General features: G+C 72.3%; 24 protein-coding genes. 18 read left to right on the plus strand and 6 right to left on the minus strand.

The features are described 5' to 3' along the window. On the minus strand, nt 1-750 hold a 750-nt coding region (locus tag VFG42_RS27105), incomplete at its 3' end, for an ATP-binding cassette domain-containing protein (protein ID WP_324911986.1). Further along, nucleotides 747-2,111: an MFS transporter gene (locus VFG42_RS27110; RefSeq protein WP_324911987.1), complete on the minus strand. Its 1,365-nt coding sequence runs from the start codon at nt 2,109-2,111 to the stop codon at nt 747-749. The genes VFG42_RS27110 and VFG42_RS27105, both read right to left, overlap by 4 nt. A 145-nt stretch (nt 2,112-2,256) precedes the next feature. Between VFG42_RS27110 and VFG42_RS27115 the strand changes: the two genes are divergently transcribed. The 4 genes from VFG42_RS27115 (at nt 2,257) to VFG42_RS27130 (ending at nt 7,428) form a co-directional block, all read left to right on the plus strand. After that, complete coding sequence (locus VFG42_RS27115; protein WP_324911988.1) at nt 2,257-3,207, plus strand: TetR/AcrR family transcriptional regulator; 951 nt, start codon at nt 2,257-2,259, stop codon at nt 3,205-3,207. 209 nt (nt 3,208-3,416) lie between these two features. Next, nucleotides 3,417-5,582, plus strand: coding sequence for a glycosyltransferase (locus VFG42_RS27120; protein WP_324911989.1), 2,166 nt, complete (start codon nt 3,417-3,419; stop codon nt 5,580-5,582). Continuing rightward, nucleotides 5,572-6,711 (plus strand): glycosyltransferase, encoded by a 1,140-nt coding sequence (locus VFG42_RS27125; RefSeq protein WP_324911990.1) that lies wholly within the window; start codon nt 5,572-5,574, stop codon nt 6,709-6,711. The genes VFG42_RS27120 and VFG42_RS27125 overlap by 11 nt, the downstream gene beginning before the upstream one ends. A 3-nt stretch (nt 6,712-6,714) precedes the next feature. Beyond that, the gene (locus VFG42_RS27130; RefSeq protein WP_324911991.1) at nt 6,715-7,428 is read left to right on the plus strand and encodes a DUF2334 domain-containing protein; all 714 of its coding nucleotides are present in this window, start codon (nt 6,715-6,717) and stop codon (nt 7,426-7,428) included. Between the two features lie 63 nt (nt 7,429-7,491). Here the strand turns inward: VFG42_RS27130 and VFG42_RS27135 are convergent, their stop codons facing one another. Together VFG42_RS27135 and VFG42_RS27140 are read right to left on the minus strand one after the other, a co-directional pair. Further along, nucleotides 7,492-8,124 carry a hypothetical protein gene (locus VFG42_RS27135; protein ID WP_324911992.1) on the minus strand — a complete coding sequence of 211 codons (633 nt, stop codon included), beginning with the start codon at nt 8,122-8,124 and terminating at the stop codon, nt 7,492-7,494. 137 nt (nt 8,125-8,261) lie between these two features. Beyond that, entirely contained in the window at nt 8,262-9,683 is a 1,422-nt protein-coding gene (locus tag VFG42_RS27140; protein ID WP_324911993.1) for an alkaline phosphatase family protein, read from the minus strand. Between the two features lie 215 nt (nt 9,684-9,898). Between VFG42_RS27140 and VFG42_RS27145 the strand changes: the two genes are divergently transcribed. Genes VFG42_RS27145 through VFG42_RS27180 form a run of 8 tightly spaced genes read left to right on the plus strand, consistent with a single transcriptional unit; the run spans nt 9,899 to nt 16,333 of the window. Beyond that, on the plus strand, nt 9,899-10,714 hold the full coding sequence (locus VFG42_RS27145; protein WP_324911994.1) for a phosphate ABC transporter substrate-binding protein: 816 nt from the start codon (nt 9,899-9,901) through the stop codon (nt 10,712-10,714). Next, nucleotides 10,714-11,700, plus strand: coding sequence for a phosphate ABC transporter permease subunit PstC (pstC, locus tag VFG42_RS27150; RefSeq protein ID WP_324911995.1), 987 nt, complete (start codon nt 10,714-10,716; stop codon nt 11,698-11,700). The genes VFG42_RS27145 and pstC (VFG42_RS27150) overlap by 1 nt, the downstream gene beginning before the upstream one ends. Continuing rightward, complete coding sequence (locus VFG42_RS27155; protein WP_324911996.1) at nt 11,701-12,765, plus strand: ABC transporter permease subunit; 1,065 nt, start codon at nt 11,701-11,703, stop codon at nt 12,763-12,765. Next, nucleotides 12,762-13,676 (plus strand): phosphate ABC transporter ATP-binding protein PstB, encoded by a 915-nt coding sequence (gene pstB / locus VFG42_RS27160; RefSeq protein ID WP_324911997.1) that lies wholly within the window; start codon nt 12,762-12,764, stop codon nt 13,674-13,676. Before VFG42_RS27155 ends, pstB (VFG42_RS27160) begins: the two co-directional genes overlap by 4 nt. Further along, nucleotides 13,677-14,432 carry a hypothetical protein gene (locus VFG42_RS27165; RefSeq protein WP_324911998.1) on the plus strand — a complete coding sequence of 252 codons (756 nt, stop codon included), beginning with the start codon at nt 13,677-13,679 and terminating at the stop codon, nt 14,430-14,432. A gap of 12 nt (nt 14,433-14,444) precedes the next feature. Continuing rightward, entirely contained in the window at nt 14,445-15,137 is a 693-nt protein-coding gene (locus VFG42_RS27170) for a hypothetical protein (protein WP_324911999.1), read from the plus strand. Then, nucleotides 15,137-15,568: a hypothetical protein gene (locus tag VFG42_RS27175; protein ID WP_324912000.1), complete on the plus strand. Its 432-nt coding sequence runs from the start codon at nt 15,137-15,139 to the stop codon at nt 15,566-15,568. The genes VFG42_RS27170 and VFG42_RS27175 overlap by 1 nt, the downstream gene beginning before the upstream one ends. A gap of 30 nt (nt 15,569-15,598) precedes the next feature. Beyond that, on the plus strand, nt 15,599-16,333 hold the full coding sequence (locus VFG42_RS27180) for an MgtC/SapB family protein (RefSeq protein WP_324912001.1): 735 nt from the start codon (nt 15,599-15,601) through the stop codon (nt 16,331-16,333). 2 nt (nt 16,334-16,335) lie between these two features. Here the strand turns inward: VFG42_RS27180 and VFG42_RS27185 are convergent, their stop codons facing one another. Both VFG42_RS27185 and VFG42_RS27190 read right to left on the minus strand, forming a co-directional pair. After that, nucleotides 16,336-16,806, minus strand: a complete 471-nt coding sequence (locus VFG42_RS27185) for a CYTH domain-containing protein (RefSeq protein ID WP_324912002.1) — start codon at nt 16,804-16,806, stop codon at nt 16,336-16,338. Nucleotides 16,807-16,819: 13 nt separating this feature from the next. Further along, complete coding sequence (locus VFG42_RS27190) at nt 16,820-17,461, minus strand: DUF47 domain-containing protein (protein ID WP_324912003.1); 642 nt, start codon at nt 17,459-17,461, stop codon at nt 16,820-16,822. 116 nt (nt 17,462-17,577) lie between these two features. Between VFG42_RS27190 and VFG42_RS27195 the strand changes: the two genes are divergently transcribed. From VFG42_RS27195 to phoU, 6 genes are all read left to right on the plus strand, one after another. After that, nucleotides 17,578-17,937: a response regulator transcription factor gene (locus VFG42_RS27195; protein ID WP_324912004.1), complete on the plus strand. Its 360-nt coding sequence runs from the start codon at nt 17,578-17,580 to the stop codon at nt 17,935-17,937. 61 nt (nt 17,938-17,998) lie between these two features. Beyond that, nucleotides 17,999-19,120, plus strand: a complete 1,122-nt coding sequence (pstS, locus tag VFG42_RS27200) for a phosphate ABC transporter substrate-binding protein PstS (RefSeq protein WP_324912005.1) — start codon at nt 17,999-18,001, stop codon at nt 19,118-19,120. Between the two features lie 54 nt (nt 19,121-19,174). Further along, nucleotides 19,175-20,185 carry a phosphate ABC transporter permease subunit PstC gene (pstC, locus tag VFG42_RS27205; RefSeq protein WP_324912006.1) on the plus strand — a complete coding sequence of 337 codons (1,011 nt, stop codon included), beginning with the start codon at nt 19,175-19,177 and terminating at the stop codon, nt 20,183-20,185. Next, nucleotides 20,182-21,054 carry a phosphate ABC transporter permease PstA gene (pstA, locus tag VFG42_RS27210; protein WP_324912007.1) on the plus strand — a complete coding sequence of 291 codons (873 nt, stop codon included), beginning with the start codon at nt 20,182-20,184 and terminating at the stop codon, nt 21,052-21,054. The genes pstC (VFG42_RS27205) and pstA overlap by 4 nt, the downstream gene beginning before the upstream one ends. A 2-nt stretch (nt 21,055-21,056) precedes the next feature. Next, on the plus strand, nt 21,057-21,935 hold the full coding sequence (pstB, locus tag VFG42_RS27215; protein WP_324912008.1) for a phosphate ABC transporter ATP-binding protein PstB: 879 nt from the start codon (nt 21,057-21,059) through the stop codon (nt 21,933-21,935). Further along, nucleotides 21,935-22,633 carry a phosphate signaling complex protein PhoU gene (gene phoU, locus VFG42_RS27220; protein WP_324912009.1) on the plus strand — a complete coding sequence of 233 codons (699 nt, stop codon included), beginning with the start codon at nt 21,935-21,937 and terminating at the stop codon, nt 22,631-22,633. The genes pstB (VFG42_RS27215) and phoU overlap by 1 nt, the downstream gene beginning before the upstream one ends. Nucleotides 22,634-22,672 lie beyond the last annotated feature (39 nt).

Below are 22,672 nucleotides of genomic sequence, written 5' to 3' on the forward strand. Positions count from 1 at the left end.
CGCGGCGACCGCCGCGACGTCCGCCCGGCTGGCCGGGGTGACCTCGAGCACCTGCCGGCCGGCCCCCGCCTTGAGCTCGTCGGGAGTGCCTGTCGCGATGACCCGCCCTTGGTCGACGACCGCGATGTCGTGCGCGAGCTGGTCGGCTTCGTCTAGGTACTGGGTGGTGAGCAGCACGGTGGTACCGTCCGTGACCAGTTCCCTGATCATCGCCCATACCTCGTTCCTGCTGTGCGGGTCGAGGCCGGTCGTCGGCTCGTCGAGGAACAGCACCCGGGGCCGGCCGACGAGGCTGGCGGCCAGGTCGAGCCGCCGCCGCATCCCGCCGGAGTACGTCTTCGCTGGCCGGCCGGCCGCCTCGGTGAGGTCGAACCTGGCGAGCAGCTCGGCCGCCCGCGCCCGTGCGTCCGGCCGCGGCATGCCGAGCAGCCGCCCGATCATGATCAGGTTGTTGGTGCCGGACAGGCCCTCGTCCACGGACGCGTACTGGCCGGTCAGCCCGATGAGCTGGCGGACCTGGTAGCCGTCGCGCACGACGTCGTACCCGCAGACGCGCGCCTCGCCCTCGTCGGGCCGCAGCAGCGTGGCGAGGATCCGGACCGCGGTGGTCTTGCCCGCGCCGTTGGGCCCGAGCAGGCCGAGCACGGTGCCGGCCGGGACGTCGAGGTCGACGTCGCGCAGGACCCAGGCGTCGCCGAAGCGCTTGCCGAGGCCCCGGGCGACGACGCCGGAGGACAAGGTGGTGGTCATGCCGCCGCCTCCTCTCGCGCGTGCATGGGAAGCCGGAACACGAGGACGAAGGCGAGCGCCAACGGCGCCATGCACGCCCATGCGGTGATCTCCAGCGCCTGCGGCGCCACATGGTGCTTGAAGACGGCGAAGAAGATCGTGCCCAGGACGGCGACCCCGAGCGAGGTCGACAGCTGCTGCGTGGCCTCGAGGACGCCCGAGGCCGACCCGACCTCGTCCATGCTCACGCTGGTCAGGATGAACTGGAAGAGCTGCCCGATGCTCGCGCCGGCGCCCGCGCCGATCAGGAAGAGGCCGGGGACGAGGTCCCAGGTCGTGGCGCTGTCGGCGCCCGCGATGGTCAGCGCGAGCGTCGCGGCGCCGACGGCGATCGCCACGATCCCGAGGTGCAGCAGATGGCGCCCGAGTCGCGCGACGAGGGCCATCGACCCCGCCATGCCGGCGATCATCCCGACCACCATCGGCGTCAGCGTCAGCCCGGCGTGGACCGGGCCCCAGCCCTCGCCGAGCTGGCCGAAGAGCGAGATGCACAGCAACAGCCCGCCGAACGCCCCGAAGAGCCCCAACATGACCGCGATGCCGCTGAGGTAGGTCCGGTTGGTGAGCAGCGACGGCTCGATCAGCGCATCGCCCTCGCGACGACGCTCGTGGCGCAGGAAGGCCATCAACAGGCCCGCGCCGGCCACGAGGGAGGCGAAGCACCAGACCGGCCAGCCGTCGGTCTGCCCCTGGATGAGCGGGTAGATGATCGCGACGAGCGCGAGGCCGACGAGCCAGACGCCGGTGACGTCGAGCTTCATGCCCGGGCGGCCGATGCCGCGCGGCAGCGAGCGGATCGCGAGCGGCAGCGTCACCAGGCCGATCGGGATGTTGATGAGGAACACCATGCGCCACTCGGTGCCCCAGAGGTCGGCCTCGACGAGCGCGCCGGCGACGATCGGCGCGGCGAGCATCGCCAGGCCCGTGACCGGGCCGAACAACCCGGTGGCCTTCTGCAGCTCGTCGTCGTCGAGGACCTCCTTGAGCAGGCCGAAGCCCTGGGGGATCATGAGCGCGCCGAAGGCGCCCTGCAGCGCGCGGAAGGCGATCAGCACGCCGACGCTGGGCGCGACCGCGCAGGCGGCGGAGAAGAGCGTGAACCCGGCCGAGCCGATGAGGAACAGCCGGCGGCGGCCGAAGATGTCGCCGAGCCGGGCGCCGGCGATGAGCAGGACGGCGAAGGCCAGCGTGTAGCCGGCGCTCAGCCACTGGATCGTGGTCGCGCCGCCGCCGAGGTCGCGGTGGATCGACGGCCCGGCGACGTTGACGATCGTGGCGTCGAGCAGGTCCATCATGTTGGCGGCCATGACGACGGCGGCCACGAGCCAGCGGAGGCGATACGGCCGCGAGCTCACGGGCGCCGCGGCGGGTGGGGTGAGGAGAGCGGTCAAAGGGGGATCCTTCTGGGGAGTCGGTTCGTACGGTGTACGTTTGCCGTACGGCGTACGATCGCAGTACGCTGTACGAATGTCAAGCAGCGATCGCCGGCGCCGTCCGACCAAGGAGGAACGCGAGGTGGCCCGCCAGGCCGGGCTGGCCGCGCGCCAGAAGGCCAAGGAGGCCGCGCACGCCGCGCGGGCCAAGGCCAAGGAGGCCGGCGAGGCCGCGCGCGAGGAGGCGATGGAGGCCGCGTTCGCCGCCCGCCGCGAGGCCGAGGCCGCCCGCGGCCGCGCGCCCGGCGACGAGGAGGCCCGGAGCCCGTTCGGCCTGCTGTGGCAGCCGGAGACGCCGGTCGCCCGCGGCGGCCGTGGCCGCGGCTCCGGCCTCAACCGCGAGGAGATCATCACCGCCGCGTTGCGCGTCGCCGAGGCCGAGGGCCCCGGCGCCGTCTCGATGCGCCGCATCGCCAAGGAGCTGAACGTCGGGACGATGTCGCTCTACCACCACATCCCGACCAAGGACGACCTGCTCGACCTGATGACCGACCAGGTGATGGGCGAGCTGCTGCTCCCCGACGACGCGCTCGGCGACACCTGGCAGGAGGGTCTGACCGCGATCAGCCGCCGCACCCGCGAGGTCTACCAGCGGCACTCGTGGATGGTCTCCGGCGCCTGGGAGCGCCCGCAGCTCGGCCCGCGCGCGTTCGCCCACATCGAGCAGTCGCTGCAGGTCATGAAGGGCGTCCCGAAGGAGCAGGCGCTCGTGATGCTCGGCGTCGCCGACGACTTCGTGATCGGCTTCGTCTCGCGCGCGATCGCCGAGCGCGAGGCGCTCGCGCGCGCCGGCATGGACCAGACGCAGTACCAGGACGCGCTGCGTCCCTACGTCGAGGGCCTGCTGCGCGAGCACGCCGACGCGTACCCCGCGCTGGCGCGGTTCGTCGACGCGGAGTGGGACCAGGACGAGGACGAGCGCTTCGAGCGCGGGCTGCGGTGGATGATTGCCGGAATGGCAGCGGAACTGACGTTCGACGGCTGACCGAACCGTTCACGCCTCGATCACACCATGTTGGTCGAGCGTTCACAGAAGGCGGTCATTAGCAGGGGAGATTTGTTCCCATGCGAGCCGATCTGCACTGCCATTCGACCGCATCGCAGCTTTCGAAACTCGGCGTGCAGCGAGCGCTCGGGCTTCCTGAGTGCGCCACGCCGCCTCAGGAAGTCCTGGATCTCGCGCTGGCGCGCGGCATGGACTTCGTCACGATCACCGACCACGACACGATCGACGGCGTCCTGGAGATCGCGCACGACCCGCGCGTCTTCATCTCGGTCGAGCTGACCTGCTGGTTCCGCGAGGAGCCCCAGGCCGTCCACGTCCTGGTCTTCGGGATCACGCCCACGCAGTTCGCCGACCTGCAGGCGATCAGCAACTGCGTGGAGTCGGTCGCCGAGTACCTGCACGAGCACGAGATCGCCTGCGCGCTCGCGCACCCGTTCTACGCGGTCGAGGCGCCGCTGACCCCGCGCCACCGCCGCCGCCTCGCGCAGCTCTTCCCGGCCTGGGAGGTCCGCAACGGCGCGCGGGCCAAGGAGCTGAACCTGCCGGCCTTCGTCTACGTCGAGACCCACGGCGGCACCGGCGTCGGCGGCTCCGACGACCACGCGGGCGTCGACGTCGGCCGCACCTGGACCGAGACCCCGCGCGCCGACACGCCCGCCGAGTTCCTCGCGCACCTGCGCGCCGGCCGCGCCCAGGCCGGCGGCGACCAGGGCAGCGCCGCCAAGTGGGCGCACGCCGCGATGGCGCTGGCCGTGCGCTCGCTCGACCACGACGACGTCGGCGCGGGCCGCGCCGACGACGAGGCCGTCGACCCCACCACGGTCTTCACGATGGTCGAGCGCGTCATGCGCGAGGGCGAGGCCCGGCGCGGCGCGATGGGCGCCGACCTCGAGCCCGCCGACGCCCGCGCGCTGCTGCGCGCCTGGCTGGACGCGGTCGGCCTCGGCCACCTCTCCAGCGCGGATCTCCTAGCGGCGATGCAGGACGACCAATTCCGCCACCGCGACCTCTTCCGCCGCGCGCGCCGCACGCACGAGCGCAAGCTCGCGCAGGTCGTCGAGAACGTCGTCGACGGCATCGGCCGCCACGGCGCCGCCGGCCTGGCGCCGGTCGCCGCGCAGCTCTTCGACGCCTGCGTCGCCGCGATCCCCTACGCGCCCGCCGCGGCCTTCCTGGGCAAGGAGAAGTCGAAGGTCGCGCCGGCGCGCGACGACGACCCGCGGCGCGTCGCGCTGGTCGCCGACGGCGTCGGCGGCATGCACGGCGTCACGCACACGCTGCAGGAGCTGCGCCACCGCGGCGTGCCGGGCTTCGAGGTCGAGATCGTCTCCACCGACCTGATCGCCGACCGGCGCCTGGGCGCGGTCGCCGAGGTCGAGATCCCCTTCTACGCCGGGCTGAAGGTCGGCGTGCCGTCGCTGCCGGCGATCGTCGAGGCGCTGGCCGAGGGCCGCTACGACCTCGTCCACCTCTGCTCGCCCGGCCCGGCCGGCGTCGCCGCGCTGCTGATCGCCCGCGTGATGGACCTGCCGGTGCTCGGCAGCTACCACACCGAGTTGGGGGCCTACGCCGGGCTGCGCAGCGCCGACCCGATGTTGGAGGCCTTCGCCCAGGGCGCCATGTCGATGTTCTACGACCAGTGCGAGGTCGTGCTCTCGCCGAGCGAGGCCAGCGACGGGGTGCTCGAGGACCTGGGGATCGACGGCGGGCGCGTCGGCCGCTGGGACCGCGGGGTGGACCTCGCGCGCTTCGACCCGGCGCGGCGCACGCGCTCGGCGGCCGCGACGGGCGGCGACGACCGCATCGACGTCCTCTACGCCGGGCGGCTCACCCGCGAGAAGGGGGCCGACCTGCTCGCCGACGCCTTCCTCGCCGCCCGCGCCCGCGACCCGCGCCTGCACCTCGTGCTCGCCGGCGGCGGCCCCGAGGAGGGGCACCTGCGCGAGCGCGTCGGCGCGCACGCGACGTTCTTGGGGTGGCTGGAGGGCGACGCGCTGGCCGACGCCTACGCCGACGCCGACCTCTTCCTCTTCGCCAGCCGCACCGACACCTTCGGCCAGGTGCTGCTGGAGGCCCAGGCCTCCGGCCTGCCGGTGATCGCGGTCGCCGAGGGCGGCCCGTGCTCGATCGTCGACGACGGCGTCACCGGCCTGCTGCGCGCCGCCGACGCGGGCGCGCTGGCCGACGCGGTCGTCGCGCTGGCCGCCGACCCCGCCGAGCGCGCGCGGCTGGCCGCCAACGCCCGCGGCGCGGTCGCCGAGCGAACGTGGGACCGCGCGCTGGAGCGCCTGGCCGACGGCTACCGCCGCGCGTTGGGGGAGACGGTCGCCGTGGAGGCCCGCCGTGCCGCCTGAGCTGGCCGTCCTCGAAGGCGGCGCCGCGCGCGTCCGCAAGCTCCACGCCGTCGCGCCCGAGCCGCTGCGCGTCGCCGACGTCGCGCTCTTCTACGGCGAGCGCAGCGGCGGCATCCGCACCTACCTGGACGCCAAGGCCGAGCACGCGGTCCGCACCGGCGAGATCGACCACCACATCTTGATCCCCGGTCCCAAGGAGCGGCACGAGGGCGGCCGCCACGAGCTGCCCTCGCTGCGCGTCGTGGCCGCCAACGGCTACCGCGTCCCGCTCGGCGCCGGCGCGCTGAAGGAGACGCTGCGGGCGCTGCGGCCCGACGTCGTCCTCCTGCACGATCCGTTCTGGTGGCCGGTCGACGTCGTCGCCTGCGCGCGCGACATCGGCGCCCGCACGGTCGCCGTCCATCACGGCACGAGCAACCTGGAGGCCGCCGCGCTGCCCGGCCCGTCGCGCGTCTACGCGCCGCTGCTGCGGCGCTGGCTGCGTCGCTCGGGCCGCCACGTCGACGCGGTGATGTCCAACGTCGACACCAACGCCGACTTCGGCCGCGCCGCCACGATGCCGCTGCGCCTCGGCGTCCACGAGGCCTTCCGCCCGCGCCCCGACGTGCCGCGCCGCGACCATGTGCTGTACGTCGGTCGCCTCAGCCGCGAGAAGGGCGTCCTGGACCTCCTGGAGGCCGCCGCCCGCAGCGAGGACCCGTGGCCGCTGCGGATCGTCGGCTCCGGCCCGCTGGAGGAGACGCTGCGCACGCGCGCCCGCAGGCTCGGCCTCGAGGCGCGGATCAGCTTCCGCCCGCACGCCCGCGACCGCGTCCGCCTCGCGCACCGCTACGCGAGCGCCCGCTGCGTGGTCATGCCCGGCGAGCACGAGACGTTCGGCCTCGTCGCGCTGGAGGCCGCCGCCTGCGGCACGCCGGTCGCCGCCTGCTGGACCGCGCCCGCCGTCCACGCGATCGGCGGCCTCGGCCACGGCTTCGCGCCCGGCGACCCCGCCGACCTCGACCGCGCGATCGCGAGCGCCCGCGCCGCCGAGCGGGATCCGCGCGAGGCCGCGCTGATCGCCTGGCGACACCGCTGGGACCGCGTCTTCGCCGCCGAGACCGCGTCGCTGCGCGACCTGGTGGGCTGACCCGTGGCCCTGCTCGCCGTCGCGCTGCACGACGTCGAGCCCGCGACCTACGAGCGCTGCGCGCTGATCCGCGACTGGTTGGCGGACCTCGGCGTCGACCGCGTCACGCTGCTCGTCATCCCGGCGCCCGACCTGCATCCGTTCCACGACCGTCGTCCGGACCTCGCGACGTGGCTGGAGGAGCGCGCGCGTCGCGGCGACGCGGTCGCCCAGCACGGCTTCCAGCACCGCCAGGTCCGGCGCGCCGCGCCGCCGCGTCAGCTCGTCGCGCGCGTGCAGGGCGGCGACGCCGCGGAGTTCGTCGGCCTCGACGGGGACGAGACGCGCCGGGCGGTGCTCGCCGGCCGGCGTCTGCTCAAGCTCGCGGGCGTCCAGCCGCGCGGCTTCGTCGCGCCCGCCTACGCCTACACGCCCGCGCTGCGCGCGACGCTCGCCACGACCTTCGACTGGTGGGCGGGCCTCGGCCGCCTGCACCGCGCCGACCAGACCTCCACGCGCGCGCCCGCGCTGACGCTCGGCACCTCGACCGCGCTCAAGCGCTGGACATCGCCGACGGTCGTCCGCGTCGGCGCGCGGCTGTCGGGCGAGCTGCTGCGCCTGGACCTCCACCCGGCCGACCTCGACCACACGCGCTGCGTCGGCGCCGTCGAGAAGGTCCTGCGCGCCGCGCGCCATCGCGCGGCCGTCACCTACGACGAGCTGGCCGCGACGGCCTAGAACGCACGACGGGCCCCGGATCGCTCCGGGGCCCGTGTGGGTCCTGCGTGGTCGCGGGGGCGACTACTGGATCGGAGCGACGTCGCCCGTGGTCGACTCGTCCGTGTCCTTGGGGATGCGGGTCTTGCCGGAGTGCTTGGTGGCCTTGCAGCCGCGCGGGCGGCCGAGGTCGAACGGCCCGGCGATGTACTGTGTGGCCTTGCCGGAGCTCACCGAGGCGTAGGTCACGACCAGCAGCGGGTCGACGCGCGGCTCGGCGCAGACGTCGCCGTCGATCGTGAACGACGAGGTGATCGGGTGCCAGTTGCCGACGTTGGCGCCGGTGCAGTTGACGCCCCAGCCCGGCTGGTCGCCGTTGCAGGAGAAGGCGTCGGTCGCGAGGACCTCCTTGGTGGCCGGGTCGGTGCCGAAGACCTCGGTCTCGAAGCTCGTCGACGACTTGTCCGGGAGGATCGAGTAGCCGGTGATCGGCTGCGAGCAGGCGAACGTGTACTCCACGACGCCGCTGTCAGGATCGTCCGGGTCGGGCTTGCCCTTGTTGATGTGGCCCTTGCAGAGCGTGTTGTTGGGGTTGCTGTCGGCGATCGACTGCGGGGCCGAGTGGTTCAGCATGACCGCGGCGGCGATGGCGGCGATCAGCACCGCCAGCGCGATGCCCAGACGCGACCGCAGGCGCGTGACGGCGGGGACGTGCAACTTCGAGACCTCCGTGTACAGGGGATAATGCGGAGCCGGGAAAGGGGCATCCGCGTGGTGGCCGCATCCTCGGTCCGGAGCGGTGTCCGCGGTGTAACCGCCGGGTTGCTCGGACGTGAACGGTTGGTGAACGTCGGTTAGGAATCGCCACCCGAGGCGGCGTCGTCGCCGTTCGGGGACCAGGCGGCGTACACCTTGGGGCCGAAGGCCTTCAACTTCGTATCCGCGCCGTAGCCGAGCCGCGGCGAGAGCCCGAACAGGTCCTGGATCGAGCGCAGCAGCGAGAACGGGTCGTACGGCGCCTCCACGGTGCCGCCCGCCGTCACGAAGGGGGACAGCAGCAGCGCGCCGACGCGGCCGCCTCCGGCCTCGCTGTCGGCCGCCGCGCCCGCGTCGAAGGTGATGACCACGAGCCCGCCGTCCTCGTAGGCCTTGGAGTCGAGGATCGTCGGCACGATCGTCCTCAGCCACGCGTCGGCGTCGGCCAGCGACGTCGAGCCGTCGTGCGCCGCGCCCGGCAGGATGTAGGAGAACGCGGGCGCCGAGTCGCTGTCGGCCACGTCCTGGGCGAGCTGGGTGGGCTCGGCGATCTGGCAGTCCGAGCCGCCGGTGATCGTCTTGAAGCGCAGGAAGGGGTTGCGCGGCTGTTGCTCGGCCGGGACCGCGCACGGGCTGTCGCCGGGCGGCAGGCCGGCGGTGGCGCCCTCGACGTAGGCGCGCCAGCTCTGGCCCACCGCCGAGAGCTGGTCGGCGAGCGTCGGCGTCTTGGCGTCGAACGGGCCGGTCGCGTCCTTCTGGCCGCCGAGCAGCGCGACGCCCGTGGCCGCCGGGTCGTGGCCCGCCGCGTGGTACCAGGGCAGCAGCGTGCCCTTGGCGCGCAGCTCCCGCGCCAGGTAGGGCGCGGGCGAGGCGTCGCCGAACGTCTCGGGGAACGAGTGGCCGGTGAGCGCGATCACCCACACGTGCTTGACCGGCGGGTGCGTGGCCTTGGTGGCGGCCGTGCCGGGGTCGTCGGTGGTGCCCGTGCCGTCGTCGGTCGACGAGCCGTCCGTCGTGGAGGCGTCGTCGGTGGTCGAGGCGTCGTCCGTGGATGGCGTGTCGGTCGACGCGTCGTCGGTCGTGGAGGCGTCGTCGGTCGAGGTGTCGTCGAGGCCCGTGTCGTCCGGCGCGGCGCCGAGGTCGGCGTCGCCGGAGGCGTCGGGCGGCGCCGGTGGCGTGGCGGCGGGGGCGACGGGCGCGGGGGCGACGGGCGCGACCGCGGCGGGCGCCTGCGCGAGCAGCGTCCACGGCGGACGGCCGCCGGCGTCGGCGCGGTCCGGCGCGGCCGCGTTGCCGACCGCGACGCCGAAGGCCAGCACGCCGAGCACGAGCCCGGCCGCGACGCGCGGCGACGGGAGGCCCGGACCGACCCCATCATCCTGCTCGGCGGGCGCCTCGGCGGCGGCCGGCGGGGCGACCATGGCGCGCCAGTCCAGGCGCGGCGGTCCGTTGCGGTCGCCGCACTCCAGGCAGTAGCGCTGGTCGGCGGCCAGGGGTGATCCACACGTGCGGCAGGGCATCGACCGGCGCAGTCTCACCACGCGCGCCCGGGCCGATGTGAACGTGTCGTGATCGTGTGAAACGCCCGTTCACAGCTCGTTCACGGGAAAGGCACCAGCGCTTCACAAGGCTCCGGGTCCCGGCGTTCAGTCTGCCATCGCATCTTCCCGCCATCGGCCCGCTGCTGCGCGGTCGGTCGAGCGGGGCCCCACCTCACCCAAAGGAGTTCCCGAACATGACGACCCGCCTCCGCCGCCTCGGCGTGTGCGCGGCAGCGGTCGGCGCCTGCGCCGCCGTCGTCCCCGGCGCGGCCCAGGCCACGCCCGTGATCACGATGAGCGGTTCGACGTCGGTCGCGCCGCTTGCGACGCTGCTGGCCAAGTCCTACGTGAAGTCGCACCCCGGCAAGGTGAAGTTCAAGCTCGCCCAGGGCGGCTCCGACGTGGGCATCGCCGACGTCTCCGCGGGCCGTGTCACGATCGGCAACTCGTCGCGCGATCCCAAGGCCGGCGACCCGAACGGCATCTTCTTCAACAAGATCGCCCGTGACGCGATCTGCCTGGTCACCAACCCCAAGAACCAGCTGGCCAACCTGTCGCAGGCCACGATCCAGGGCATCTTCTCCGGCACGATCCGTGACTGGAGCCAGGTCCCCGGCGCGACCGCGACGGGCACGATCGACCTCGTCGGCCGCACGGCCGCTTCCGGTACGCAGGACGCGTTCCAGAAGATCTTCATGGGGTCCAAGACGGTCACCACCTCGATCGCGGCCAAGGCCTCCAACGGCCTCGTGCAGCAGGCCGTGCAGACCGACCCCAACGCCATCGGCTACGTCTCGCTGGACTTCGTCAGCGGCACGAACGCCGCCGGCTACAACGGCGTCGCCTGCAACCTGCGCAACGCCAAGTCCGGCGAGTACGGCGGCGTCCGCAACTTCTGGATGGTCACGCGCGGCCGCGCCACCGGCGTCGTCGCCAACTTCATCTCCTGGGTGCAGAACTCCGCTGCCGCCCAGAAGATCGTCGGCAAGCACTGGGTGCCGCTGAAGTAATGCTCACACGGCTTCGACAGCCGTGGTCCGACCGGCGCGCCGAGCTCACGCTCGGCGCGCTGGCGTGTGCCGTGTTGCTGGTCATCGTCCTCATGGTCGTCTTCGTCGCCAACGAGGCGTGGCCGACCTTCAAGCACAATGGGTTGAGCTGGCTGGGGCCCGGCGGCAACGTCGACGAGCAGATCAACAACATGGTCAACTCGGGGGCCAACGCGCCCGCCGAGGACTACCACGTCCGTGCCTGGCCGCTGGTCTGGGGCACGATCCTGACGACCGGCATGGCGGTCGTCTTCGGGCTGATCTTCTCGGTCCTGGCCGCGATCTTCATCGTGGAGTTCGCGCCGGACCGCCTTCGCAGCGTCATCGTGCCGGTCGTCCGCCTGCTCGCGGCGGTGCCGTCGGTGATCTACGGCCTCATCGGGATCCTGGTCCTGGTGCCCTTCGTGGGCAACCACATCATCAACCAGGGCGACAAGGAGTCCGTGCAGTTCATCGTCCAGCTCACGGGCGCCAGCCTGCTCGTGAGCGTGGTCATCCTCACGATCATGATCGTGCCGATCATGATCGCGATCATCGTCGACGCGCTCTACGCCGTCCCGCGCGGCTGGAAGGAGGGCGCGGTCGCCCTCGGCGTCAACCGCTGGCGCGCGATGTGGACCGTGTCGGTCCGCGCGGCGCGCCCGGCGATCATCGCCGCGTCGGTGCTCGCCTGCGCCCGCGCGCTCGGCGAGGCGATCATGCTGTCGATGGTGTCGGGCTCGGTCGGCTTCGCGCCGAACCCGTTCGACGGCCCGCGCCTGTTCCTGCTCGAGCCGCTGCGGCCGCTGGCCTCCACGATCGTGGAGGACTCCGAGGCGCTGCAGACGCCCGCCGTGCGCTCGATGGTGTACGCCTTCGCGTTGTTGTTGCTGTTCAGCAGTTTGTTCCTGTCCTTGGCGGGCTTCCTGGCCAAGCAGCCGATGAAGAAGTACGGAGTGCGGATCTAGATGGCTGTCACGCAGCACCCGCGCACGCTCGACGACCTGCCCCACGGCGGGTTCGGCGTCGGGACGGGCGGCGGCCAGGGCGGCCGGTCGTCCGGCGCCGCCGGGCGCAAGCGCCGGCGGCACGAGTCGATGTCGACGTGGCGCTGGGGCGACCGGATCGCCTACGTCCTGTGCTGGGCCGCCGGCCTGTCGCTGTGCCTCATCGCCGTCGCGATCGTCGGCTACATGGCGGTCAAGGGCGTGCAGTACCTCAAGCCCGAGCTGCTGTGGTCGCACCCCTCCGGCGAGGTCGACCAGTCGAAGTCGGGCGGCTTCCTGGACCCGATCCTCGGCACGATCCTGCTGACGATCATCGGCATCGCGATCGCGACGCCGATCGCGGTCGCCGCCGCGATCTGGGTCGTCGAGTACGGCCGCCCGGCGCCGCTGGCGCGGGCGGTCGAGTCCGGCATCGAGGTCGTCGCCGGCACGCCCGACATCGTGCTGGCGATCTTCGGCCTGGCGCTGTTCCAGCACGGGCTGTTCGGCTGGATGTCGTTCACCGCCGAGGGCGGCGCGGTCTTCGGCCGCTCGTTCCTGACGGCGGGCGCGATGATGTCCCTGATCGCGCTGCCGATGGTCTTCGGCGCCACGCGCGAGGGGCTGCAGTCGATCCCGCGCCACGTGCGCGAGGCGTCCTACGGCCTGGGCAAGACGAAGATCGCGACGATCCGGCGCGTGCTGCTGCCCGCGGTGCGGCCGAACATCTCGACCGGCGCCGCGCTCGGCATGGGCCGCATCGCGGGGGACACCGCGATCGTCGTGATCCTGCTCGGCGCGACGCTGCGGCTGGAGTCGGAGGGCTCGATCCCCGGGCTGGACGTGCTCAAGGGCACGGGCTCGACGCTCACGAGCTACGTCTACAACAACTCGCCCGCCGGCGAGGGCGCCGCGCCGGAGAAGGCCTACGCCGCCGCGTTCGTGCTCCTGCTGCTGGTGGTGGCGTTGAACTTCGCCGTCGACCTGATCGCGCGCCGCGGCGCGAAGACCGGGCTCGAGGGCACGCGACTGGGAGCAGGACGATGATCACGGAAGAACAGCCCCCGCCGATCCGCAAGATCGTGGTCGACGCGCCGCCGACGGTGGCGCCGGCCCCGCCCGCGGGCTCCAACGGCCATGGCCATGCCTACGCGGGCGCCGCGTCAGTGGCGCGCCACGGGCGTGGCGAGGCCGGGGTGGGTGGGCGCGAGCTCATGGCGCTGCAGGCGCTGTCGGTGTTCTACGGCGACAACGAGGCCGTCAAGAAGGTGTCGCTGTCGATCCGCCTCGGCGAGGTGCTGGCGCTGATCGGCCCGTCGGGCTGCGGCAAGACGACCTTGCTGAGGACGTTGAACCGCCTGACCGAGCTGACCCCGGGCGCGTCGCGCGGCGGGACGATCCTGCTCGACGGCACCGACGTCGACGACCTCGAGGTCACGACGCTGCGCCGCCGCGTGTCGATGGTCTTCCAGCAGCCCAACCCGTTCCCGATGTCGATCTTCGACAACGTGGCCTACGCGCTGCGCGAGCAGTCGCGCAAGAAGCCGGGCCGCGGCGTCGTCGAGCCGCTGGTCGAGGACGCGCTGCGCCGCGCCGGCCTGTGGGACGAGGTCAAGGACAAGCTCGACGCCCCGGCGCTGCGGCTGTCCGGCGGCCAGCAGCAGCGGCTGTGCATCGCCCGCGCGATCGCGACGCGTCCCGAGGTGTTGTTGATGGACGAGCCGTGCAGCGCGTTGGACCCGCGCTCGACGTTGGTCATCGAGCAGCTCATCGGCGACCTGCGCAAGGACCTGGCGATCGTGATCGTCACCCACAACATGCAGCAGGCCCGCCGCGTGGGGGACAAGGTCGCGTTCATGTACCTCGGCGACCTGGTCGAGTACGGCGACGCCGAGCAGATCTTCGACGCGCCGCAGGCGCAGCGCACGCGCGACTACGTGCGCGGGGCGTTCGGCTAGGTGGGCGCGCGCAAGGCCATCATCCTGCTCGCGGCGGCCTCGGCGACCGCGCTGAGCCTGACCGGCTGCTTCGGCGTGGAGACCACGCCGGAGAAGTCGGCCAAGGCGGCGGCGAAGGCCAAGAACGCGGTCACCGCGCAGAAGGGCCTGAAGATCGGCGCGGTCAACGCCAAGGTCAAGGTCGAGGACGCGGCGATCGTGCAGGACCCCAACGGGGTCGCGGCGGTCGTGCGCCTCAAGAACACCGGGTCGACCCAGGTGACGGTCCCGATCGCGATCACGGTCTCCGACGCCCAGGGCAAGAAGCTGTACGCCAACGACACGCCGGGCCTGGACCCGTCGCTGACCTCGGTGGCGGTGCTGAAGGCCGGCGGCGAGGTCGACTGGGTCAACAACCAGATCCTGGTCGCGGGCAAGGCCGCCAAGGCCGCCGCCGAGGTCGGCCAGGCGAAGGGCAAGGGGGCGCCGAGCGCCCTGCCCGAGATCGCGATCGAGGGCGTGACCCACGGCCAGGACGAGGACGGCTTCTTCGCCCAGGGCACGCTGAGGAACGAGTCCGCGGTCAGCCAGAAGCGGCTGGTCGTGACGTGCGTCGCCCGCGACGGCGGCAAGGTCGTCGCCGCCGGCCGCGCGGTCGTCGAGAAGCTCGATCCCTTCGCGACCGTCAAGAAGCCCACCAAGTTCACCGTCTTCTTCATCGGCGACCCGAAGTCGGCCAAGCTCGACTGCTCGGCGCCGCCCACCGTGTTGTCCTAGGAGCCTCCGAGCGTGACCGACCTCAACCGACCGTTGCTGGGCGAGCCCAACGCGCCGTGCCGCACCTGCGGCGCGCCGCTGGCCGCCGACCAGCGCTACTGCCTGCAGTGCGGCACCCGTCGCACGGAGGCGCGCCTGCCGTTCCTGGAGATCCTCGCCCGCCAGGTGCCGGCGAGCGCCGTGGCGGCGGAGACGACGACCACGACCACGCGCACGACGCGGCCCGGCCCGGCCGGATGGCTCGGGCGCCTGAGCGCGAACACCGCCGCGGTGGCGGGCGTGGCGTGCCTGCTGCTGGCCCTGGGCGTCGGCGTCCTGATCGGCGGCCTCGGCTCCGACGACGCGTCGGGCAACAGCCAGGCGCCGCAGATCATCACGGTCGGCGGTGCCGCGCCGGCCGCGGCGGTGCCCGCCGCGCCCGCGGCCACCGCGGCGGCGCCGGCGGGGACCGAGACGACGACCGACGACGGCACGTCCGGCTCGTCGTCCTCGGACGGCAAGTCCTCCAAGAAGGGCTCGTCGTCGAAGAAGAAGGCCGCGTCCAAGCCCAGCGCGGCGGTCAAGGACCTCGAGAAGAGCAGCGGCGGCGACTACGCCAAGAAGTCGGAGAAGCTGCCCAAGACGCTGGGCACCGGCGGCGCGCCGCCGCCGGTCGACAAGAGCAAGCCCATCGGTGGCGGAAGCGACACGGAGGAGATCGGCTGATGAGCACCCCTGAGATCACCGACGAGCTGCACCGGCGGCTGCGGGAGCTGGCCGAGAAGGTCGCGACGCTGCACTGGGACCTCGGCGGGTTGACCTACGAGATGGCGATCCGCGACCACTTCCGGGTCGACGTGCTCGTCCGCAAGGCGGCCGAGCTGCAGGAGGCCGACGCCGAGCTGGGCGAGGTCGAGCGCCTGGTCGCCGAGGCCGACCAGGGCGTCGGCGGGCAGTGCCGCGCCTGCGGCGCGCCGCACTCGCGCGGGGCGATGTTCTGCTGGCGCTGCGGCCAGACGCTGATGCTCCAGGCGCAGTCGACGCTGGTCGGCGCGGCGGTCGTGCCGCCGCCGGCGGCCGAGGCGCCGACGACGGTCTCGCCGCCGCCGTCGGCCCGCGCGCTGAGCGACTCGACGACGCTGCCGGGCCGCGACTAGCGCAGCGCACCGTGGGGCAGAGCATGCGCGATGGGCACCGTCGCGCATGTCGCCGCCGTGGGCGCGCCTTCCGGGCAGGGCGCCAAGCAGCTCGGCGAGCTGGGCCTGGCGTTCCTGCTCTCGTCGCTGATCGGGCTGGAGCGCGAGTGGCGCCAGAAGTCGGCGGGGCTGCGGACGCACGCGCTGGTCGGCGTCGGCTCCGCGCTGTTCCTGATCGTGAGCAAGTACGGGTTCTCGGACGTGCTCGGCGACCACGTCATCCTGGACCCGTCGCGCGTCGCCGCCCAGGTCGTCTCCGGCCTGGGCTTCATCGGCGGCGGCCTGATCTTCGTCCGCGGCGACGCGGTGCGCGGGCTCACGACCGCCGCCATGGTCTGGATGACCGCCGCGATCGGCATGGCCTGCGGCGCGGGCCTCGCGCTCCTGGCGGTCGTCGCGACCGCGCTGCACTTCGTCGTCGCGCTCGGCTACCCGGCGCTGGCCGGCCGCCTGCCGCGCTCGCGCTACGTCGGCTACGGCCTACGCGTCGTCTACGCCGACGGCCAGGGGATCCTGCGCGACGTCCTGGGGGAGAGCACCCGCCGCGGCTTCACGATCGCCCGCATCGACACGCGCCAGCTCGAGCACGAGGTCCACGGCGCCGCGGCCGTCGCGGTGACGCTCGAGGTCCAGGGCCAGCCGCAGGTCGACGCGCTCGTCACCGCGCTGGCCGAGCAACACGGGGTCTTCGAGGTCACGACGCGCGACCTCGGCGTGGAGGACTAGGGCTACGGCGCGCCGTACAGCGCCAGCGACTGGTTGGCGTAGGCCTTCTCGCCGGTGACCTCGCGCGCGATCCAGGGCGGCGGCGTCCAGGACGCGGCCGCGTGCTCCGAGGCGAACTCGACCTCCAGCACGGTCAGCCCGCGCAGCGAGCCTTCGTAGACGTCCAGCTCGAAGAGGAGGCCGTCGTCGTCGGACCGGCGGGTGTGGCGCGTCTTGACGACGCGGCGGCCTTCGGTCAGCGGCCACAGCCGCTCGAACGCGTCGCCGTCGAGCGCCAGCTCCTCCTCCACGCGCGTCAGGCCCGGCGCGGACTTCACGGTCAGCCGGGCGTCCGCGCCGTCCGCGCGGCGGACGCGCACCTCGACGGCGTCGGTGACCGCCAGGTAGCCCTGCTCCAGCCGCCGCGCCGTCCACGCGCCGTCGTCCAACGGCGGCGGCGCGTCGACCAGGAACTTGCGCTCGATCTCGGGCATCGCGCCCGAGACGCTACCGGCGCCGGCCGCGGCGCTTCAGCGAGATGCCCTCGAGCACGTGCGCGACCTTCTCGCACGCGTCGACGCTCTGCTCGAGCGTCTCGAAGATGTCCTTCCAGCGGATCACGACCATCGGGTCGATGCCGTTGGCGAACAGCGACGCGACCGCGTCGCGGGACAGGCGGTCGCCCTCGTTCTCCAGCCGGTGGATCTCCACGAGGTGCGGCGCGATCTCGGCGCCGCTGCGCAGGCAGCGCAGCGCCTGGGCGACCTGCTCGCCGGCGCCGACGAGCACGTCGGCGATCAGCGTCGCCTGCTCCATCGGCGCCTCGACCGCGTACAGCGACAGCTCGTCGGCCGCCTGCTCGGCGAAGTCCACGACGTCGTCCAGCGCGGTCGCCAGCGCGTGGCCGTCGGCCGGGTCGACCGGCGGCTTGCCGGACCGGGCCGAGTGGGCCCGGTTCAGCCGGTGGATGATGTCGTGCGTGATCCGGTCGCCCTCCTGCTCGCTGAGCAGCAGGTCGCGGGCCAGGTCGGACCGCTCCGGGTACTCGGCGAAGAGGTCGCGCAGCAGCAGCGTCGCCTTCTGCACGTTGCGGCCGGACTCCTCGAACAGGTCGAGGACCCCGCTGTCGATCGATCGGAACAGCGCCATCCAGCACCGAGCCTAAACCCGTCCGGCGGCAGAGCCCGAGGCCTTCACAGGTCGTTCACAGCCGGTTCACCGGACGGTCACGGCGCGACGGGCCGCGCGCGGGACGCTGCGACGCGATGGAGGCTGCGCAAACGGACGACGTGCTGTACGCCGGGGAGCTGGAGGTCCGGCCCAACGATGGCCTGGTGCTCGCCGCGGGACGGGCGCTCACGCTCTCGGTCCGCGAGTTCGGGCTGCTCGTGGCACTGGTCCAGCGCACCGGCCGCATCGTGTCCCGCGCCGAGCTGTACCGCTTGGTCTGGGGCAGCGACCTGCGCGACGGCGACCGGTCGATCGACGTGTACGTGCACAAGCTCAGGGTCAAGCTGGAGACCGCGCTGCCGGCGTGGGCGTTCATCCACACCCACGTGGGGTTCGGCTACCGCTTCTCACCCGAGGCTTCACACGTCTTTCACAACTCGACCACATCGCGATAACAGGATGTGGTCGTTGCCGCGTCAGCCTGCCGCGCGACAACGAGATCAAGGAGTGCAGCACGTGAACCCCCGTATCGTCCCGGCCACCCTGGCCGCCCTCGCCCTGGCTTCCGGCGCCGCCGCCTGCGGCAGCAGCAACGACGACAACAGCTCGGCATCCACCGGCAGCGCGGCCGCCTCGACCGGCAGCGACAGCGGCAGCGGCGTCAAGGCCACGCTGAACGGCGCGGGCTCGACGTTCGCGGCCCCGATCTACCAGCAGGTCGGCGCCGACCTGAAGAGCCAGGGCCTGACGATCAACTACCAGGGCGTCGGCTCGGGCGCCGGCGTCTCCCAGTTCGCCGCGGGCACGGTCGACTTCGCCGGCTCCGACCCGGCGCTGAGCGACGACGACCGCGCGACGATCAAGAAGGGCGACGCCGTCCAGATCCCGTTCGCGCTCGGCGCGATCACGGCGTCCTACAACCTCAGCGGCGTGAAGTCCGGCCTCAAGCTCGACGGCGAGACGCTGGCCAACATCTACCTGGGCAAGGTCAAGGCCTGGAACGACCCGGCCATCAAGGCGCTGAACCCGGACGTCGACCTGCCCTCGACGAAGATCACGGTCGTCCACCGCTCGGACTCCTCGGGCACGACCAAGGGCTTCACGCAGTTCCTCGCCAACTACTCCACGGCGTGGAAGAACGGCCCGGGCGTCGACAAGGACATCAAGTGGCCGACGGGCACGGGCGCCAAGGGCAATGACGGCGTCGCCGCCGCCGTGAAGCAGACCGACGGCGCCATCGGCTACGTCGAGCAGGCCTACGCCCTGCAGAACGGCTTCACGTTCGCCGACGTCAAGAACAAGGCCGGCAAGTTCGTCGCGCCGACGCTGGAGTCGACCTCGGCCGCGGCCGAGGGCATCGAGGTCCCCGAGGACCTCGGCGTCTCGACGATCGACGCCCCGGGCGACGGCGCGTACCCGATCGTCTCCCAGACGTTTGCCATCACCTACAAGGACGCCTGCAAGGCCGGCATCTCGGCGGACAAGGCCAAGGGGTTGAAGTTCTTCTTCAACTACCTCGTCAACGAGGGCCAGGACACGATCAAGAAGCTGTCGTACGCGCCGATCCCCGACAGCCTGAAGGCCAAGGACCAGGCGGCCATCGACGCCATGCAGTGCAACGGCGCGGCCATCTCCTAGGGACCGCCAGGCCATGACCGCCACCCACATCGTGACCGCCGAGATCGGGAGCTGATGGCCGCCACCACCCCTGACGTCCGCCGCGACGGCCGCTCCATCCTGGAGCGGTCGCCGTCGGCGCGGCGCGCGGACCCCTTGTTCCGCGCGACGTTGATCGCCCTGGCGGCGCTGATCCTGGCGCTGATCGCGTTCTTCTTCGTCTACCTCATCAACAAGGCCCAGCCGGCGCTCAGCCACCAGGGCGTGCTCTCGTTCCTGTTCACCAACGACTGGAACCCGTCCAAGCAGATCTTCGGCGCCTGGCCGCTGGTCGCCGGAACGCTCATCTCCGCCGCGATCGCGCTGGTCATCGGCGTGCCGATCGCGGTCGCCACCGCGCTCTTCATCACCGAGCTGGCGCCGCGGAAGGTCCGCTCGCCGCTGATCGTCCTGGTGGAGCTGCTCGCCGCCGTCCCGTCGGTCGTCTACGGCCTCTGGGGGATCTTCGTGCTGATCCCCAAGCTCAAGCCGGCCGAGCAGTGGTTCGCCGACAGCTTCGACTTCCTGCCCTTCGTCGGCGGGCACGTCGCGGGCCCCAACTACTTCATCGCCGGCCTGATCCTGGCGATCATGATCCTGCCGATCGTCTCCGCGATCTCGCGCGAGGTGATCTCGACCGTGCCGCCGGACCTCAAGGAGGCCTCGCTGGCGCTCGGCGCGACGCGCTGGGAGATGATCCGGATGGCCGTGCTGCCGTACTCGCGCTCGGGCATCACCGGCGCCGCGATGCTCGGCCTCGGCCGCGCGATCGGCGAGACGATCGCCGTGACGCTGGTCATCGGCAACTCGCCGACGATCGGCAAGCAGATCTTCGACCAGGGCTACACCTTGGCCGCGGTCATCGCCAACGAGTTCGGCGAGGCCGCCAACGACAAGCTCCACGCCGGCGCGCTGTTCGCCGCGGGCCTGGTGCTGTTCGTGCTGACGCTGCTCATCAACGCCGCGGCCCGCGGGCTCGTGCGCCGCGCCGAGCGGTCGTCCCGCCCACCCACCAAGGTCAAGGCCGTCCCGGGAGCCGGAGCATGAGCGCCACCACCGCCCTCGCGCCGCTGACCGGCCGGCGCAAGGCCACCGACAAGGCCATGCGCGGCCTGCTGGCCGCCGCGACCCTGGTCGCGCTGGTCCCGCTCGTCCTGGTCATCTACTACCTGTTGAAGAAGGGCCTCGGCGCCTGGTCGTGGGACTTCTTCACCACCGACCCGACCGGCAACTTCCTCGGCGACCAGGGCGGCATCAAGAGCGCGCTGCTGGGCACGATCGAGATGGTGCTGTTGGCGTCGCTGATCGCGATCCCGATCGGCTGGGGCGTCGGCCTCTACCTGGTGGAGTACGGCCGCAAGGGCCGCTTCGCCGCGACCGTCCGCTACTTCGTGGACGTCATGACCGGCGTGCCGTCGATCGTCTTCGGCCTGTTCATCTACGTGACGCTCGTGCTCGGCGGCTGGGGCGGCTCGTCGTTCGCCGGCTGGAAGGGCTCGATCGCGCTGGCGCTGCTGATGCTGCCGGTCGTGACGCGCTCGGCCGAGGTCGTCCTGCTGCTCGTGCCCGACGGGCTGCGCGAGGCGGCGCTCGCCCTGGGCACGCCGCGTTGGCGCGTGACGATGAAGGTCGTCCTGCCGACCGCGCTGCCGGGCCTGATCACCGGCTCGCTGCTGGCCGTCGCCCGCGCCGCGGGCGAGACCGCGCCGCTGCTGTTCACGGCGACGATCGTCAACGCCACCACGTTCAACCTCGGCGACCGCATGAACTCGCTGCCGGTGCAGATCTACACCGACGTGGGATCGCCGAACGACCAGCTCGTGCAGCGCGCCTGGGGCGCGGCGCTGACGTTGGTCTGCCTCATCCTGCTCACCACCCTCGTCGCGCGGCTCGCGTCGCGCAGGAGCCGACTCTAGCCGTGACCGACCCGACGACGGACACCAAGACCATGACCGACTCGTCCACCCCCGCCGGACCCTCCGGCAGCCATGCGCCGCTGACCGTGCCGGAGACCCCGGCCCGCGAGGCGGTGGTCACGCAGGCGGCGCCCGGCATCTCGGTCACCGGCCTGCAGGCCTACTACGGCTCCGGGCACGCGATCAAGGACGTGTCGATCGAGTACGCCCCCAACAAGGTGACGGCGATGATCGGGCCGTCGGGCTCGGGCAAGTCCACCGTGTTGCGCTGCATCAACCGCATGCACGAGGAGATCCCGGGCGCGCGCGCCGAGGGCAAGGTCCTGCTCGACGACGCCGACATCTACGGGCCGTCGGTCGACGTCGTGGCCGTGCGCCGCGCGATCGGCATGGTCTTCCAGAAGCCGAACCCGTTCCCCACCATGTCGATCTTCGACAACGTGGCGGCGGGCCTGAAGCTCAACGGCGTCCGCGGCGTCGACCTCAAGGAGCGCGTCGAGAGGTCGCTGCGCGGGGCGTCGCTGTGGGAGGAGGTCAAGGACCGCCTCAACGAGCCGGGCATCGGCCTCTCCGGCGGTCAGCAGCAGCGCCTGTGCATCGCGCGCACGATCGCGGTCGAGCCGCAGGTCATCCTGATGGACGAGCCGTGCTCGGCCCTGGACCCGATCGCGACGCTGAAGATCGAGGAGCTGATCGACGACCTCAAGCAGCGCTTCACGATCGTCATCGTCACGCACAACATGCAGCAGGCGGCGCGCGTCGCGGACACGACGGCGTTCTTCCTGGCCGGCGAGCTGATCGAGCACGCGCCGACCAACGACGTCTTCACGAACCCGTCGGACTCGCGGACCGAGGAGTACGTCACCGGGAAGTTCGGCTGATGGCGGCCCAGCAGGCCACCCGCCAGCACTTCGCCGACGAGCTGGCGCGCGTCGAGGCCAAGGGCCTCGGCGGCCTGGACCTCGTCGTGCAGCAGCTGGACCGCGTGCTCGAGGCGCTCGAGCACCAGGACGTCGAGCTGGCGGCGATGGTCATCGGCAACGACGACCTGATCGACGGGCGCTACCTCGAGGTCCACCAGGAGCTGCTGTCGCTGTTCGCGCTGCAGGCGCCGGTCGCGACCGACCTGCGGGTCGTCGCGGCGATGCTGCACGTGATGAAGAACATCGAGCGCATGGGCGACCAGTGCGTGAACATCGCGAAGATGATCCCGCTGTCGGGCAACGAGCCGCCGGTCCACGACGAAACCCTGCAGGCGCTCGCCAAGATGGGCGCGTTCGCCCGCTCAGAGGTCGTGCAGGCGAAGGCCGCCTTCGCCTCCCGAGACATCGCGCTCGCCGAGGACCTGGTGCGCCAGGACCGCGAAATCAACCGTCTCAACAGGGACATCTTCCGCGTGGCGATCGAGATCGGCGACGACCCGGACCGCCGCGAGTGGGCGATGCACATGACGCTCGTCGCCCGCGCGCTCGAGCGGATCGGCGACAACGCCGTGGACATCGGCGAGCAGACGGCGTTCGTGGTCACGGGGCTGTTCCGCGAGTTCTCGGACTCGTCGCAGCCGCGGGCGAACTTGTGACGCCCGTCACGACCGCGAGATCAGTTGTGATTTTGTTGT

The organism is Baekduia sp., assembly GCF_035685985.1.
Classification (GTDB): Bacteria; Actinomycetota; Thermoleophilia; order Solirubrobacterales; family Solirubrobacteraceae; genus Baekduia.